At 40.8% G+C, this 16,295-nt stretch carries 12 protein-coding genes and 1 tRNA gene; 6 read left to right on the top strand and 7 right to left on the bottom strand.

What is annotated here, in order from left to right:
* Position 1: 1 nt before the first annotated feature.
* From JM81_RS13975 to JM81_RS13955, 5 genes are all read right to left on the bottom strand, one after another.
* The gene (locus JM81_RS13975; RefSeq protein ID WP_144804344.1) at positions 2-1,036 is read right to left on the bottom strand and encodes a 6-bladed beta-propeller; all 1,035 of its coding nucleotides are present in this window, start codon (positions 1,034-1,036) and stop codon (positions 2-4) included.
* Positions 1,036-2,529, bottom strand: coding sequence for a DUF1501 domain-containing protein (locus JM81_RS13970; RefSeq protein ID WP_144804342.1), 1,494 nt, complete (start codon positions 2,527-2,529; stop codon positions 1,036-1,038). The genes JM81_RS13975 and JM81_RS13970 overlap by 1 nt, the downstream gene beginning before the upstream one ends.
* Before the next feature lie 2 nt (positions 2,530-2,531).
* Complete coding sequence (locus JM81_RS13965) at positions 2,532-4,883, bottom strand: PSD1 and planctomycete cytochrome C domain-containing protein (protein WP_261375064.1); 2,352 nt, start codon at positions 4,881-4,883, stop codon at positions 2,532-2,534.
* A gap of 191 nt (positions 4,884-5,074) precedes the next feature.
* A complete protein-coding gene (gene rimM / locus JM81_RS13960; RefSeq protein WP_144804340.1) occupies positions 5,075-5,602 on the bottom strand; it encodes a ribosome maturation factor RimM in 528 nt (175 codons plus the stop codon).
* Positions 5,603-5,615: 13 nt separating this feature from the next.
* Positions 5,616-6,191, bottom strand: coding sequence for a 30S ribosomal protein S16 (locus tag JM81_RS13955; RefSeq protein WP_089259091.1), 576 nt, complete (start codon positions 6,189-6,191; stop codon positions 5,616-5,618).
* Positions 6,192-6,259: 68 nt separating this feature from the next.
* Here JM81_RS13955 and JM81_RS18630 point away from each other — a divergent pair, with 68 nt between their 5' ends.
* The 6 genes from JM81_RS18630 to JM81_RS13930 all read left to right on the top strand — a co-directional run bounded on the left by JM81_RS18630 (position 6,260) and on the right by JM81_RS13930 (position 13,636).
* The gene (locus JM81_RS18630) at positions 6,260-6,391 is read left to right on the top strand and encodes a hypothetical protein (RefSeq protein ID WP_261375063.1); all 132 of its coding nucleotides are present in this window, start codon (positions 6,260-6,262) and stop codon (positions 6,389-6,391) included.
* 139 nt (positions 6,392-6,530) lie between these two features.
* Positions 6,531-10,967, top strand: coding sequence for a DNA polymerase III subunit alpha (gene dnaE / locus JM81_RS13950; RefSeq protein WP_144804338.1), 4,437 nt, complete (start codon positions 6,531-6,533; stop codon positions 10,965-10,967).
* A gap of 179 nt (positions 10,968-11,146) precedes the next feature.
* Positions 11,147-11,464, top strand: a complete 318-nt coding sequence (gene trxA / locus JM81_RS13945) for a thioredoxin (RefSeq protein WP_089259085.1) — start codon at positions 11,147-11,149, stop codon at positions 11,462-11,464.
* Positions 11,465-11,587: 123 nt separating this feature from the next.
* Complete coding sequence (locus JM81_RS13940) at positions 11,588-12,517, top strand: DUF58 domain-containing protein (protein ID WP_144804336.1); 930 nt, start codon at positions 11,588-11,590, stop codon at positions 12,515-12,517.
* A 72-nt stretch (positions 12,518-12,589) separates the two neighbouring features.
* Positions 12,590-12,663 (top strand) — tRNA-Asp (locus JM81_RS13935).
* A 157-nt stretch (positions 12,664-12,820) separates the two neighbouring features.
* Positions 12,821-13,636 carry an endonuclease/exonuclease/phosphatase family protein gene (locus JM81_RS13930; protein ID WP_144804334.1) on the top strand — a complete coding sequence of 272 codons (816 nt, stop codon included), beginning with the start codon at positions 12,821-12,823 and terminating at the stop codon, positions 13,634-13,636.
* Between the two features lie 28 nt (positions 13,637-13,664).
* Here JM81_RS13930 and JM81_RS13925 read toward each other — a convergent pair whose 3' ends face one another.
* Together JM81_RS13925 and JM81_RS13920 are read right to left on the bottom strand one after the other, a co-directional pair.
* Positions 13,665-14,333 (bottom strand): DNA-binding response regulator, encoded by a 669-nt coding sequence (locus JM81_RS13925; protein ID WP_245838752.1) that lies wholly within the window; start codon positions 14,331-14,333, stop codon positions 13,665-13,667.
* Positions 14,334-14,343: 10 nt separating this feature from the next.
* Positions 14,344-16,272, bottom strand: coding sequence for an ATP-binding protein (locus tag JM81_RS13920; protein WP_144804332.1), 1,929 nt, complete (start codon positions 16,270-16,272; stop codon positions 14,344-14,346).
* Between the last annotated feature and the right edge of the window lie 23 nt (positions 16,273-16,295).

The raw sequence follows: 16,295 nt of genomic DNA, 5'->3' as shown, positions 1-16,295 counted from the left end.
GCTATATTCTATTTAATTTAATGGGATAGGTTTTTCCTGAATTCCACTGTGCCACATAGATATTTTCATCGTCATCCACACATACATCATGGGGGTGGGTAAAGACCTTCACTGCTTGATACATAGGTCTTAACTGGCCATTTTCATAAACCGGAGCACATCCTCCCGGTGCAGAGATCAATTGATTGTCCCGGTTAAGAATTGAGATAAATCCTGTGCCATTAGAACCATCCCCAGACCATATTGTTGCCAAATAAATAGTATCCCCTTTTATAACCGGTCTGCAGATATATGCCCCTGGCAAAGGTATACTGGCTATAAACTCACCATCCATGGTAAACCGTTTTAACTTATTTTGCTTTCTGGCCGTAATCAAAAGTTCAGGTTCCTTTCCCTCTCTGGTATCGATACATATACCATGTGCATTTTGAAAAAGATGGTCCTCATCCCCCTTACCACCAAACGTTTGCAGCAATTCTCCCTTGGCATTGTACCGCATAATAAACTGTGCACCATATCCATCTGCAATATAGACATCCCCATTATCAGCAATAGCCGTTTCCGTGGGTATGTATTGATCCTTGGATTCATATTTTCCGGATTCTTTAGGATAGGTAAAAACCTGTACCACTTTACCATCAATGGTCGTTTTTACCACTTCGTGTCGCGTATTGTCCGCTATATAAAGAAAATCTTCCCCATTCTCTACATGCAGTGTCAAACCATGCGCACCGGGGTAATCCGTCCCCCACGTTTCCAACAATTTACCATTACGGTCATAAACAATAATGTTGTTTTTTATGTGATTGGTCAAAAGTAAAATGTGCCCCTTAGAATCTTGAACCATTTCATGGCAATCGTTCACAGGATAGTAACTGGGGTTTAGTGCGCCCCAATTAAGATCTATTTTATATTGATGCGTGCCATGACCGATTATGGCATCCTTATACGCCCACATATTAGCGGAAACATTACCGCAACCCAACAAACCTGCCGATGCTATAGCTGTATTTTTCACAAACGTTCTTCTTTTCATCAGGTTAAAATATCTTTTACCACAGTACCTTCCACATCTGTAAGTCTAAAACGACGTCCTTGGTATTTATAGGTGAATTTTTCATGATCAATACCCAGCTGATGCAACATGGTTGCCTGAAAATCATGGACATGCACGGGGTTTTTAATAATGTTATACCCAAACTCATCGGTTTCACCATAGACCATACCCGGTTTTATACCGCCACCGGCCATCCACATAGTAAAACATCTAGGATGATGATCCCGTCCATATGTGGTATCGGTCAAAAGACCTTGGGAATAATTGGTACGGCCAAATTCTCCTCCCCAAATTACCAAAGTATCTTCCAATAACCCACGTTGTTTAAGATCGGCAACCAATGCCGCAGATGCTTGATCAACGTCCTTGGCCTGTTTCTGTATGGCCCCGGGCAAATTATCATGTTGATCCCACCCCATATGGTATAATTGAATGAACCGTACATCTTTTTCCGCCAGTCTCCTTGCAAGTAGGCAATTTGCAGCATAGGTACCGGGAATTTTGGCATCCGACCCATACATTTTATAAATATAGTCCGGTTCCTTCCCTGTATCCATAACATCCGGTACCGAAGTCTGCATGCGATAAGCCATTTCATACTGAGCAATTCTACTTTGAATTTCCGGATCGTTAGATTCTTGATAATGTTGATCATTAAGTTCTGCCAATTGATCCAACATGGCCCTTTTGACCTCTGCTGTAGTGCCTTTGGGGTCGTTCAGGTACAGAACTGGGTCTTTTGCCGCCCTAAACTGTACACCTTGGTGCAAGGAGTGTAAAAATCCGTTACCCCATAAGCGGGTATATAAAGGCTGCCCATTAGGTCTCCCCGACCCCCTTGACAACAATACCGTAAACGCAGGAAGGTTTTCGTTCTCACTGCCAAGACCATAACTTAACCATGAACCCATACTTGGTCTGCCCGGCTGCTGGGAACCCGTTTGAAAAAAGGTAACCGCGGGGTCATGATTGATCGCCTCTGTATACATGGACTTGATAATACAGATATCATCGACCATTTTTGCCGTGTAGGGAAGAAGATCGCTTACCCACGTTCCGTTCTTACCATGCCTTTGAAAACCAAAATTTGAACCCACCAACGGAAAACTATCCTGACCGGAGGTCATGCCCGTTAAACGCTGACCATTTCTAATGGATTCCGGTAGATCTTCTCCCCTGCGTTTATTTAATAGCGGTTTGTAATCAAATAATTCCAATTGGGAAGGACCGCCGCTTTGAAACAGATAGATGACCCGTTTAATCTTTGCCGGATGATGCAGGGAATCCAAAATACCTTGTACACCCCCGGGACCGTTATCTGCGGTATACAAACCGTTTGACCCTTTTTTGAAAAGGTCGGTACCCAATATGGATGCCAGTCCAAGCCCTCCTACACCCATTGCAGCTTTTCCCAAAAATGAACGTCTATTTAAGATCAACGACCGTTCCTCAAGAATTTTCTTTTCGCTCATGCTTAACCTCTATTTATGGTTTCGTCCAAATTAAGAATAGTATGTGCCGTTAATGACATCGCTACCAGTGCATCTGCGTGCAGATCTTTTGGGTACTTACTTTTACCGATACCCAGATATTCCTGAGCATTGATTTCACCTTGCTCCACTTTTTGTAGCATCTGTTTGTAATATTCAAATAACGATGTCAATTCCGTTGCAGTAGGTATTCTGGATGTTGCCTTAAAGAACAAGGTCTTGATCTGTTCTTGTTCGTTATTGGGTTGAGCAATCATTTCTGTCACGGCAGCTGCCCTAGCCGCCTCTACCAATTGAGGATCGTTCAAAAGTACCAATGCCTGAAGTGGCGTATTGGTCTCCTGTCTTTTTACCGAGCAGTAATCCCTAGTGCTGCTATCAAAGGTCATCATGCTTGGTGGTGGTACCGTTCGTTTCCAAAAGGTATATAAACTTTTTCTATAGATATCCGTACCATCGCTAACCGTATAGGAAGCCGTGCTGCCTCCACCGCCACCGGTTGTCTCTTCCCAAATACCTTCTGGCTGATAAGGTTTTACACTGGGTCCACCCACTTCCTTACTCAAAAGACCGCTAAAGGCCAATGCTTGGTCACGGATAGCTTCAGAAGAAAGCCTTAATCTAGAGGCACGAGCAAGAAATTTGTTTTCAGGGTCGCTTTCCAGTTTTTCCTTGTTGACCTTGGTATCCTGCCGGTAAGTTGCGGACATTGCCATGTATTTCAACATTTTTTGGGTATCCCACCCTTCCGTTCGATATTTAATGGCCAAGAAATCCAATAATTCGGGATGGGTAGGCAAGGCACCCTGGTTACCAAAATCAAACGATGTGGATACAATTCCATTACCGAACATACGCTGCCATAATCTATTTACGGAAACCCTTGCCGTTAAGGGATGTTCCTTGTTGAACAACCATTGGGCCAGCCCCAGCCTGTTCTTTGGAAATTCATCAAAAGGAAGAATGGAGGAAGGAGTGTCAGGATAAACTTGTGTCGTATGTTGATCATAGATACCCCTGTCCAGTATATAGGAAGATCTAGGTTCATCCATTTCTTTCATGACCATAACCGGTACCTCTTTCATATCACTCTTTTCTAAATTGATAAATCCCAATACATCGTTGACCTCTTTTGGGGTGATGGTAATATAGGGTGTGGGGAGTTCATTGGCATTGGCCAACAGCCCTTGTTCAGGTATGGTATTGAAAAAACTATAAAACTGAAAATGTTCTTTTTGGCTTATAGGGTCATATTTATGGTCATGACATCGGGCACATTCAAGGGTAAGACCTAAGAACGCCGTACCCAGGGTAGTTGTCCTATCCTCTACATATTCTACCCTATATTCTTCAGGAATTACCCCGCCTTCCGCGGTTATCTTATGATTCCTATTAAATCCCGTTGCCAAAATTTGCTCCAAATTTGCATTGGGCAATAAATCCCCTGCCAACTGGTAGGTAACAAATTGATCATAAGGCATATTTTCTTTAAAAGCATGGATGACCCAGTCTCTCCAAGGCCACATGGTTCTTTCAAAATCATCTTGGTAACCATGTGTATCTGCATAACGGGCAATATCCATCCATTCAGCAGCCATGGTCTCCGCATAATCTACCGTATTCAATAAAGAATCTACAATTTGTTCATAATGACTTTCACTGGGGTCACTTACAAATGCCTTGATCTGAGCTAAGGTAGGTGGTAGCCCGGTAAGGTCAAACGTTACCCTACGCAATAATTTCTCATTACTGGCCCGTGGGTTGGGACTTAAACGGTGTTCATTTAATTTTTTTAGGATAAAGGCATCAATTTCATTTTCACCCCAATCATTTGATGTTTCTTTTTTGGGTATTTCCGGGGTAACAGGTGGCATGAACGCCCAATGTGTTTTGTATTCGGCTCCTTGTTCTATCCATTTTTTAAGAATTTTCTTTTCATATTCCTCCAGAACCAAATTGGATTCCGGGGGTGGCATGATCAAATTCTTGTCATCCGTAAAAATCCTGTGCACCAATTCACTTTTTGCGGCATCTTTGGAAACAATGGCAAAACGGTCGTTAAGTTTGCCTAAAGCTTTATAGGCCTCTTCTGCAGAATGCAAGGACAGATTACCTTCTACGGCATTTTTGTCCGGCCCATGGCATTTAAAACAACGATCGGAAAGGATAGGTTTAACATGAAAGGTGAAGTCAACATTATCTGGGATTTGCTTTTGACTACCACTTGCTTCCATGGCAATTTTAGGCCCACTATTGGTATTGCAACCCAAGATGAGCAGAGCACTTGCTAACATCAATAAAACAATACTAACAGGTTTCCTAAATTTTATACGCATTGGTGACCAATTTACAAAGCACCTTTGAACTTACTAAACTTAGGCAGTATTCACAATTAAAATTCGACCAATAACAATGGCTAGCGGTTAAATAATATTAAAATATAGCAAGTATAACCTCTAAAAATTATGATTTTCCTAAAGAACTGTATAAAACTCAATAAAAACCTAAGTGGGGTTAAAATTATACTTTAGGATAGGTATAGCTCTACCAAACCTTCCGGTGTAGTTACTTCTATGGTTTTATGCTCACGGTCTACGTTGGTAATAATATCATCGTTAACAGGAATCAATAATTGCTTATCATCCTTTAGCACTTCAAACAATGCCTGTGCCGTAGTATCGTTCACACTTTGGATAATGCCTATATCCCCATGAACCTTATCCATTACGGTAAACCCTATGACCTCATGGTAGTAAAATTTATTGCCGGTAAGCTTTGGCAATTGGGTCAACGGTAGATAAAGGCCGCATTTCATGATACGGTCCGCATCTGATTCTGATTTTACTTCTTCAAAATCAATACGGAGCAAGTTTGATTTATGAAGCCGACATCTTTTAATAAAAAATGGAACCAGATTGTTTCCTAAAGAAACGAATACTGATTCCATATTTTCGTAAATCTCGGGATCGTCAGTGTCCAGTTTTACCAGCACCTCCCCTTTGAAACTATATTTTGAAACGATATTACCTAGGTAGAAACAATCTTCCTTGCGCATCGTTTCTTAAAATTTATGCTTTATCCTCTTCCTCTGCAGGAGCTTCTGGAGTTTCAACAGCTTGCTCTGGCTCGCCGGCAGCTTCTACAGCTTCTACTTCTTCCTCTGCATTCTCACCTTCTGGTGTTTCTGGCAAAGCGGCAGCGGCAGCTTCTGCAGCACGCTTCTCGTTTACTTCTTTCTCAGCAGCCAATGCCTTAGCACGTTCTTCTTGCTTAGCTTTGTCCAAACCACCAACTTTATCGGCAATTGCTTGCTCCTTTTCAGTAACCCAAGCATTGAATTTTTCTTCTGCCTGCTCTTCGGTCAATGCCCCTTTACGAACACCGCCCAACAAATGGTTCTTTAAAAGTACACCTTTATAAGAAAGGATAGCCCTAGCCGTATCTGTAGGTTGTGCACCGTTTTGCAACCACTTAACAGAATTATCAACATTAAGCTCAATAGTTGCAGGATTAGTGTTAGGATTGTAGATTCCTAATTTTTCCAAAAATTTACCATCTCTTTTTGCTCTTGCATCTGCAGCAACTACCCAATAGAATGGTTTACCTTTTTTACCGTGTCTCTGTAATCTAATTTTTACTGGCATATCACATTAATTTGTAGGGTGCCCGACCCTTGATTATTAATTCTACTTTTTTAACTTGTTCGCCCTCAATGAGCAATGCCCATCTAAAAGCGGGTGCAAATATAATTGAATTTACGGAATTGGCAACAGTATATGCAGCTAATTTAATCATCTTGACACAAAACTTTTTAAATAATGCAGTACATAACCATCAATCTTAAAAAGCGTTGCCCTCCACATAAAATTGCAACCGTTAATAACTACTAGTAACTCAGCTTTTACCAACACCTCTTTTTTAGTAATTTTATAGGCTCTTTTTAGGTCTGCTGACCGACCTATTGAACATACAGAAAATTAGCTATGTACCTCATTTTTGACACTGAAACCACCGGTCTTCCCAAAAACTGGAATGCCCCTATTACCGATACTGACAATTGGCCGCGTTGTATACAGATAGCTTGGCAGTTGCATGACGACATGGGCAATTGCATTGAACATCAAGATTATTTGGTACGCCCGGACGGTTTCAATATTCCCTATGATGCGGAGCAAATACACGGTATTTCTACCGAGCTGGCGGAACAGCAAGGTGTCTCCTTGGCAGAAGTGTTGGAGAAGTTCAATATTGCCATGTCCAAAACAAAGTTTATCGTTGGACAAAATGTTGGCTTTGATGTAAATATTATGGGAGCGGAGTTTCACCGTATGGGGGTTGAAAACCCATTACAGGAGCTTCCGGTTTTGGACACCTGTACGGAGCACACTGCACAGCTTTGTCAGATTCCCGGCGGTCGTGGTGGTAAATTCAAATTACCAACGCTTACGGAACTGCACCAGTATTTGTTTGGCGAACCATTTGGCGAAGCGCATAATGCTACCGCCGATGTTGAAGCGACTACACGTTGCTTTTTGGAACTTATCCGAAAGCATCAATATACTGCCGAGCAACTAGATGTTCAGCCAGACTATTTCAAGAATTTCAACGAGGCCAATCCACAAGAAATACAACTTATAGGCCTTAAACACATCAATCTAAAAAAAGCATCAAAAAAAATAGCCGATGCACTTTGGGAAAAGGATACAGGTGGGGTTTCCCAAGAAGAAATCAAGGAAAATCTGGCAACATTAGAGTCGGCCAATTTTGCACACTTGCATAACCACACCCAATTTTCAATATTACAATCTACCACCAGTATTCCAGATTTGATCGCAAATACGGCAAAAGCAAAAATGCCTGCAGTGGCCATGACCGATCATGCCAATATGATGGGGGCGTTCCATTTTGTGAACGGTGTGATCAACCATAATAAAGGGGTGGTAACGAGAAACGAGGCTAATTTAAAAAGGTATGAAGCTACCCTAAACGGAACACTGGAAGAAGGTCAGGAACCCTTGAACGAATTACCGGAACCGGAACTGGAAATTACCCCGATCATAGGTTGTGAGTTTCAGGTGTGCGAAGACCATACCAACAAATCGCAAAAAGACAATGGCTACCAGATCGTCATGCTTGCCAAGAGCAAGAAGGGATATCTTAATTTGGCAAAAATGTCTTCCATTGCCTTTGTGGACGGTAAATATTACGTGCCACGAATCGACAAAAAAATAGTAGAACAATATAAGGAAGATGTAATTGTATTGACCGGCAACCTATACGGTGAGGTTCCCAGTAAAATTTTGAACGTTGGTGAAAACCAAGCGGAAGAAGCTTTACTTTGGTGGAAAGAAACATTTGGCGATGACCTTTATATAGAGATCATGCGCCACGGTCAGGAAGATGAAGATCGGGTTAATCAAGTGTTGATCCAATTTTCCAAGAAGCACAATGTAAAATTGGTTGCTACGAACAACACCTACTATGCCGCAAAGGAAAATGCGCATGCACATGATATTCTATTATGTGTAAAGGATGGTGAAAAACAGGCTACCCCAATAGGCCGCGGACGTGGCTACAGGTATGGCTTGCCCAATCAAGAATATTATTTCAAGTCTTCGGATGAAATGAAAGAGCTGTTCAAGGATATTCCTGAGGCTATCATCAATATCCAAGAAATTGTGGACAAGGTAGAGACCTTTACCCTGGCGCGGGATGTATTGTTGCCAGCTTTTGATATCCCAGAGGAATTTCAGTTCGAGGAGGATAAACTGGATGGCGGTAAACGTGGCGAAAACAAATACCTGCGCCACATTACTTATGAAGGGGCCAAAAAAAGGTATGGCGAAATTACTCCAGAGATTGACGAAAGACTTGATTTTGAGCTTAAGGTAATTGAAAAAACGGGGTACCCGGGTTACTTTTTGATCGTTGAGGATTTCATTAGGGCCGCACGTAGTATGGACGTATCTGTTGGTCCGGGTCGTGGATCGGCAGCAGGTTCCGCCGTTGCATATTGTTTATGGATTACGAATTTAGACCCCATTAAGTACGACCTACTTTTTGAGCGTTTCCTGAATCCGGATCGTGTAAGTATGCCCGATATTGATATAGACTTTGATGATGAGGGCCGTAGCCGCGTTATGGACTATGTTATTGAAAAATATGGCTCCAACCAGGTGGCACAGATTATCACCTACGGTACCATGGCCGCCAAATCCTCTATCAGGGATACGGCCAGGGCATTGGATTTACCTTTGGGCGATGCGGACCGTATGGCAAAGTTGATTCCCAACATGTCCAAATTAAAAAAGATCATTGGGGTCGATGAAAAAGTGTTACGGAGCAAGTTCAACAGTGAAGAACTTGAAAAGATAAACGAACTTCTTAACATTTCCGAAGGGGACGGATTAGAATCCGAAACCCTAAACCAGGCCTATATTCTAGAAGGTTCCGTACGTAATACCGGTATTCATGCATGCGGGGTGATTATTACGCCAGATGACATTACCAAGTTCGTACCTGTGGCACTTGCCAAGGATTCTGATATGTACTGTACCCAGTTCGATAACTCCGTTGTTGAGAGCGCAGGATTATTAAAGATGGATTTCTTGGGATTAAAGACCTTGACCTTGATCAAGGATACCGTTAAAATCGTAAAGGCGAAACATGGTATTGAGCTAGACCCGGAGAATTTTCCGTTGGACGACGAAAAAACGTACGAGCTCTTTCAACGAGGGGAAACGGTTGGGGTTTTCCAATATGAATCCCCCGGAATGCAAAAGCACATGCGTTCGTTAAAACCTACGGTCTTTGCCGATCTAATTGCCATGAACGCCCTGTACCGCCCAGGTCCAATGGAATATATACCCAGTTTCATTGCTCGTAAACACGGTACCGAAGAAATTGTGTACGATTTGGACGCCTGTGAGGAATATCTTGCGGAGACCTATGGAATTACGGTCTACCAAGAGCAAGTGATGCTCCTTTCGCAAAAATTGGCCGATTTTACCAAAGGTGAGGCCGATGTTCTGCGTAAGGCTATGGGTAAAAAGCAAAAGCACGTACTAGATAAGATGAAGCCCAAGTTCATTGAACAGGCTTCCGCTAAAGGACATGCCGTGGACAAACTGGAGAAAATTTGGAAAGACTGGGAAGCATTTGCCGCCTATGCCTTCAACAAATCGCACTCCACCTGTTATGCATGGATCGCCTACCAGACTGCCTATTGCAAGGCCCACTACCCTGCCGAATATATGGCCGCGGTATTGAGCAACAACATGAACGACATTAAGCAGGTAACGTTCTTTATGGAAGAATGTAAACGTATGGGCTTGGACGTACTTGGGCCGGATGTCAATGAATCCTATTACAAATTTGCGGTGAACGACGCCGGTGCAGTTCGTTTTGGTATGGGTGCCGTAAAAGGAGTTGGGCGTGGTGCGGTAGAGACCATTGTCAAGAACCGTGAAAAGGATGGGCCGTACAAGTCCGTATTTGACCTTACCAAGCGTATAGACCTCCGCGCCGCAAACAAAAAAGCATTTGAAAATTTAGCGGTCGCAGGTGGGTTCGATTCTTTTGGAACCACCCATAGGGCGCAATATTTTCATGATGATGGTGACGGTATTACCTTCTTGGAAAAGGTCATTAAATACGGTGCAAAATTTCAGGAAAACGAAAATTCCGCACAAGTAAGTTTATTTGGCGATGCTAGTGAAGTACAAATACCAGAACCTACCGTGCCACCATGCGAGGAATGGGGCACTATGGAAAAATTACGGAGGGAAAAAGAGGTAGTGGGTATTTATATATCCGGTCACCCGCTAGATGATTTCAAGACTGAAATAAAAGCATTCTGCAATGCCAATATTGCATGTGCCAGTGACCTGCCCTCCTATGTGAACAGGGAACTTACTTTTGCAGGGGTAATTACGGATGTACAGCACAGGGTATCCAAAAACGGTAAAGGATGGGCGGCGTTTACAATGGAAGATTATATGGATTCTTTTGAATTCAGGATTTTTGGCGAAGAGTACCTTAAATTCAGGCATTTTCTAATGATCAATTCTTTTGCCTACGTCAAATTGTTTGTGAGAGAAGGGTGGACCAACAAGGAAACCGGTAAAAAAGGCGATCCCAGAATGCAATTCAACAGTTTTATGATGTTACAGGAGGTCATGGAGACCTATGCCCGCAAACTTACCATTAAATTGAATATTGCAGAATTACAAGAAGAAAAGGTCCTGGAGCTAAAAGATACCTTGGTCAACCATAAAGGGGAGCATCCTATTAATTTCGTCGTGTATGAAATGGAAGAAAAAATCAAGGTCAATTTAATTAGCCGAAAACAAAAAGTGCAGATTTCAAGTGAGCTTCTGCATAGCTTGGACAGTAGCGGGGTGCATTATAAATTAAATTAAAATCATAAATAAAGGGTTCAATGCTCTTTAAATGTAAAAAACAAGAAAAAATAAAGGCCAAAATAGCGTAAAAGCCAAATAAATTAGCTTGATACCTTAATAGGTAAAACGAATTGTTCATCCGTAAGGAATCAGTTAAATAATTGACTAAATTTGCATAATCAATAAAAGCATATAACATGGCATTAGAAATAACAGATGCTACTTTTGACGAGGTAGTTTTAAAAAGCGATAAACCGGTAGTAGTGGATTTTTGGGCAGCATGGTGTGGTCCTTGTAGAATGGTAGGTCCTATTATTGACGAAGTTAGTAGTGAATATGAAGGAAAAGCTGTTGTAGGTAAGGTAGATGTAGATGCCAACCAAGAGTTTGCCGCAAAGTACGGTGTACGTAACATACCAACGGTATTGGTATTTAAAGGCGGTGAGATCGTTAGTAGACAAGTAGGCGTATCTCCAAAAAAAGTATATACAGATGCAATTGATGCACTTTTGTAGTCTTTAAACCTTATAGATCAAAAAATAAAAAAGAGCCCACAATTGTAGGCTCTTTTTTATTTTATTCAATTTTCGGTATAAAGGAAAACGTGAAGTTGTACCGTCTTTAGTATCTTTATTCCTGTGAACGTACAATCAGAATTAAACAAGTCTTCCTTGTTCCCCAATCTGGAACTATTGGCCAACCAAGTGGTAGAAGGCTTTATAAGTGGTATACACAGAAGTCCGTTCCATGGGTTTTCGGCAGAGTTTGCCGAGCATAAAATCTATAATAATGGGGAGAGCACCAAACATATAGATTGGAAACTTTTTGCAAAAACAGATAAGCTTTATACCAAGCGCTATGAGGAGGAGACCAATCTTAGGTGTCATATGATACTGGACAATTCTGCCTCAATGTACTATCCTAAAGTTGATCGTTTACAGCTTGGGTCGCTTAATAAGATTGGGTTTAGTGTTGTGGCCATTGCAGCGCTTATGAACGTATTAAAAAGACAGCGAGATGCCGTAGGCCTAAGTGTTTATGCGGACACCTATAGCTACTATGCTCCGGAAAAGGGTAGTGAGCGCCATTTTCAAATGTTGCTGGCCCAACTTAACACTATAGGGAATGCCACAGCAGCCCCAAAGGAAACGAAAACCTATACTTACCTGCATCAAATAGCAGAGAATATAAAACGAAGAAGCCTCATTTTTTTATTTACGGATATGTTCCAAACGGAAAAAGATGATGATGCCCTGTTTGAAGCACTAAGGCATTTAAAGTACAACAAGCATGATGTGGTCCTTTTTCATCCTATGAATAAAAAACATGAAATATTTTTTGATTTTGAAAACACCCCAAAACGCTTTATAGATGTTGAGACCGGAGAACATTTGGACCTCTATGCGGACAATATAAAGGATGCATACCATAAAAAAATCAACAGCTATATCGCTGATATTAAGACCAAATGCGCACAATACAAAATAAAATATGTGGATGTGGATGTACAAAGTGATTTCTCTACCGTACTGAACACCTTCTTGGTAGAGCGAAATAAATTTCTATAGCATGAAAAATATTTTCATAAAATGTTTGCGCAATACAATAAACAACATATATTTGCACTCGCTAAACGCCACGGTCTGGTAGTTCAGTTGGTTAGAATACCTGCCTGTCACGCAGGGGGTCGCGGGTTCGAGTCCCGTCCAGACCGCAAGAAGCTCTCAAGAAATTGAGAGCTTTTTTCGTTCATGGGTAGTTGCTTACCATCTGCACTTTAACTAAAGGACCAAACCTTTCTTTAAATACAGAAATACGTAATTTCAATTACATCACTTTACATAGCTTTGCACTCAACCAAAACCAATGATGTGCATAAAACGTTATTTTTAACTCTATTCTTATTTTTTACATTGTTTACCTTTTCTCAGCAAAAGGAAATTCACTTAATTTCATGGAACATTCAGGATTTTGGAAAAACAAAAAATAGTGAGGAATTGGAACAAATTGCTGAACTGGTTAGAGATGCCGATATCGTAGCCTTACAAGAAGTGGTTTCTGGTTATGGCGGTGCCCAAGCGGTAGCAAAGTTGGCGGACCTGTTGAACCGTAAAGGGGCGCAGTGGGACTATGTCATTAGCAACCCCACTAAAATTCCTAAAAATACTACTGAGCGCTATGCCTTTATCTGGAAAACCAAACATATTAAAATCAAGAACCGGGGAAAACTTATCAAGGAATTGGAAACGACGGTTGACAGGGAACCTTTTTTATTGGACTTTTATGTACTTGGCCAGAAACTAACCCTTTTAAACTTTCACTCCAGGCCCCATCATAAAAACCCTGAAGCCGAGATTATGGCAATGACCCAATATTTATCCATCAATACAGCTTCTAACATGATCATTGCGGGAGATTTCAACGTAAACGAATCACACAAAATTTTCACCAATTTAAAATCCTTAGGTTTTAACCCTGCCGTAACCAATGAAAAGACAACTTTGAAAAGAGTTTGTAATGAGTTTGAATACCGCAATCATCCTATAGATAATATTTTCCATTCCACGAGTCTTGCTAAAACAGAAAGTGGGGTCATTGATTTTGTTCGTACATGTGAAAATTTGGAGCGCGCACGTAAACTTTCTGACCATCTGCCTGTGTACTTGAAGTTTGAAATTGCTCAATAAAATATTCAAATATGATTTAATCGATATGCTACAGTTTCCCTTGCTTGATTAATTTTGCGATAAGATGGTGCGTGTTCTTGGCACCAAATTCATCAAAAAGTTTACTTACTTTTTTGTCTATCGTACTTTCGCTATTGGGCGATATTTGTTGCTGTTTCAATCTGGCTGAAATTTCCCTTTTGGTATAGCCATCTGCCAAATCCTTGAGTATAATAAGGTCATACCTATCCATCTCAAAAACACTGCTGGCCGTATTGAGGTTTAGTTGAGGAGAAACATAGGTTCTATTTTGATAAACTTCCTGTATGGCATAGACCAATTCATTTAAACTATTACGCCCTTTGCAGACATAACCATTTATTTTAAGGTCTTTGAACAACCTATTTATTTCCGCTGGATTATCTATCATGGAATTCACGATTACCTTTATACTTTCGTCCACGGCGCGTACCGCCGCAATTAATTCCATGCCAGATGTTAATCTACGTTCCACATGGCTTTCCTTAAAGGTCAAGTCGGTTATCAGCAATTTAAAGGGTATACCACTATCATAAGCCAATTTAAACCTGTTAAAAGCCTTATCGCAATATAATTCCTCTTGAATGTTTTCAATTTCCAATCTAGATTGCAGTGCATTGACAATCCCTTTATTGGTATCTTGAAAATCTTCGGCAATCAGTATTTTATTGAACATCATTACATTGTTTTTAATTCGGTAATACCAGTCGCGCTTCAAAGCCACGCCCTTCTTCAGAATCAAAAATAATAGTTCCATCAATGGCATGAATACGCTTTTCCGTATTCCATAGTCCATTTTTTACATGAAAGGCCTCTTTTGGGGCTCCTACGCCATTGTCCGCATAGTCTATTTGTATTTTTTTGCCCATTTTTTCAAATGAAACGGAAACCAATGTAGCCTTGCTATGCTTGTGCATATTGATCATAAGTTCCTGTAACACTTTATACAGCGTTTTCTTGGAAAGCGTTGAAATTTTGGACCAATCTACCTCATTGCTCCCTGTAATGATCAATTTGGTATTCTTACAGTAATTGCCCATCATTCCAAATAAAACTTCCTTAAAATGAATACCGGTATCCACATCGTTTATTTCCCTAGAAATATCCCTGCTCTGGTTGTAAAGGGCATCTACAATATCCATGACTGCGTCTTGATTATCGGTATCCTGTAATAACAGCATGGCATGATTAAGCTTTCCACCAAATTCATCATGCAGCTTTTTGGACAGCTCGGCCTCCGTTGCATAGGTAGCCTCCAATTTGGCAGTTTTGTTTTCCTGTACCAGTTTTCTGGAGCGCTGCCCATAATAATAGATACCAAAAAGGGCCAATAGTAAAATAATACCGCCAATGGAGAGTACTACTATTTTTTGTTTTTCCTGTTGTGCGGCAAGCAGACGTTGTTCTGCATTCTCCTTTTCCAATCTTAGATTGCTTGCCTGGGTAACCCTATCATCATACTTAAATTTTGCAAATTGGGTTTTAACCTTAAGTTCCTGCTCATATAAACTGTCCTGTAAAAACACATACCGGTTACGTACCTCCAAATTGTTTGGGGCCAAATCCATTATATTGGCCAATGCTTCTTTTTCCGCCCTTGGCGTCTTTAGTTTTTTGGATAATTGTATTACGGAATCAAACAAGGCCCTTGCCCTATTTTCATCAATGGCACTATAAAATTCTCCCAAATGGGTAAAGCTGGCCATTTTGCCCCTATCATCTTTAATTTGGGACCTAATACGCAATGGTTCTAAAAAATGTTGCTCGTTTACCTTACTTCCCATACGCCACTTTGCATATACCAAATTATCCAGTACCCGTGCGTACACTTCTTTATGCTGTGCAAGGATACTATCTTTGACCAAGGTGTTCAACAATGAAACCGCCTTTTCGTTCTGGTCAGCATCTGTGTATACTACGGCCTTGTTGTTTGTAAAAATTAGCTGGTCTATTTTCACGTTACTTACTGTAATGGCCTTTTCATAATAATCAATAGCATCGTTATAATTGAGCAATTTTCTGTGGTTGGTGGCCAGTAGGTTATAACAGCTGGCAAGTGTATTGCTATCCATTGTAGGGTTTATGTATTCAATGGCTTCCGTCAAGGTTTCCTTACTGCCAAAAAAATCATTTTTATTTTTTTGAATGATTCCCATATGCAATAGGTTCTTAGCCACCCAAGCACTATCATTTACCTTTTGATAGTAACTTTTAGAACGGTTATAATTGACAAAGGCACTATCTGTAAGATGGGCAATTTGGTCATAATAATAGGCCATTACATAGTATTGGGATCCCAGGATTGCAAAATCTTCTTGCTGTAAGGCATGTGCTACCAGAAGTTGGTGGTAATACTTAAGGCTATCTATTTCCTGTGACAATAGGTGCAGCCTATTCTTTTGATATAGAATTTTGGAGTAGGATTCAGCCTTATCAATATCAACCAAAGAAAACGCCTTATTGATCTGTTGCATTTGTTCGATCAACGAAAGTTCCTTGTTCAGGGAAGCCTTGTAGAACCTATTTACCTCACTTTGCCGATTATTGGAAAAACCTTCTTCTACAGTAGGTGAACAGGACCACATACCTAGTAGTATCAAAAGTAAAATTCTTTTCAAATGCAGTGTATTTTAACTAAAAA

This window comes from Maribacter sp. MAR_2009_72 (assembly GCF_007827235.1).
GTDB lineage: Bacteria > Bacteroidota > Bacteroidia > Flavobacteriales > Flavobacteriaceae > Maribacter > Maribacter sedimenticola.
The sequence above is the reverse complement of the archived record's forward strand: the minus strand, read 5'-3'. Positions and strand labels throughout refer to the sequence as shown.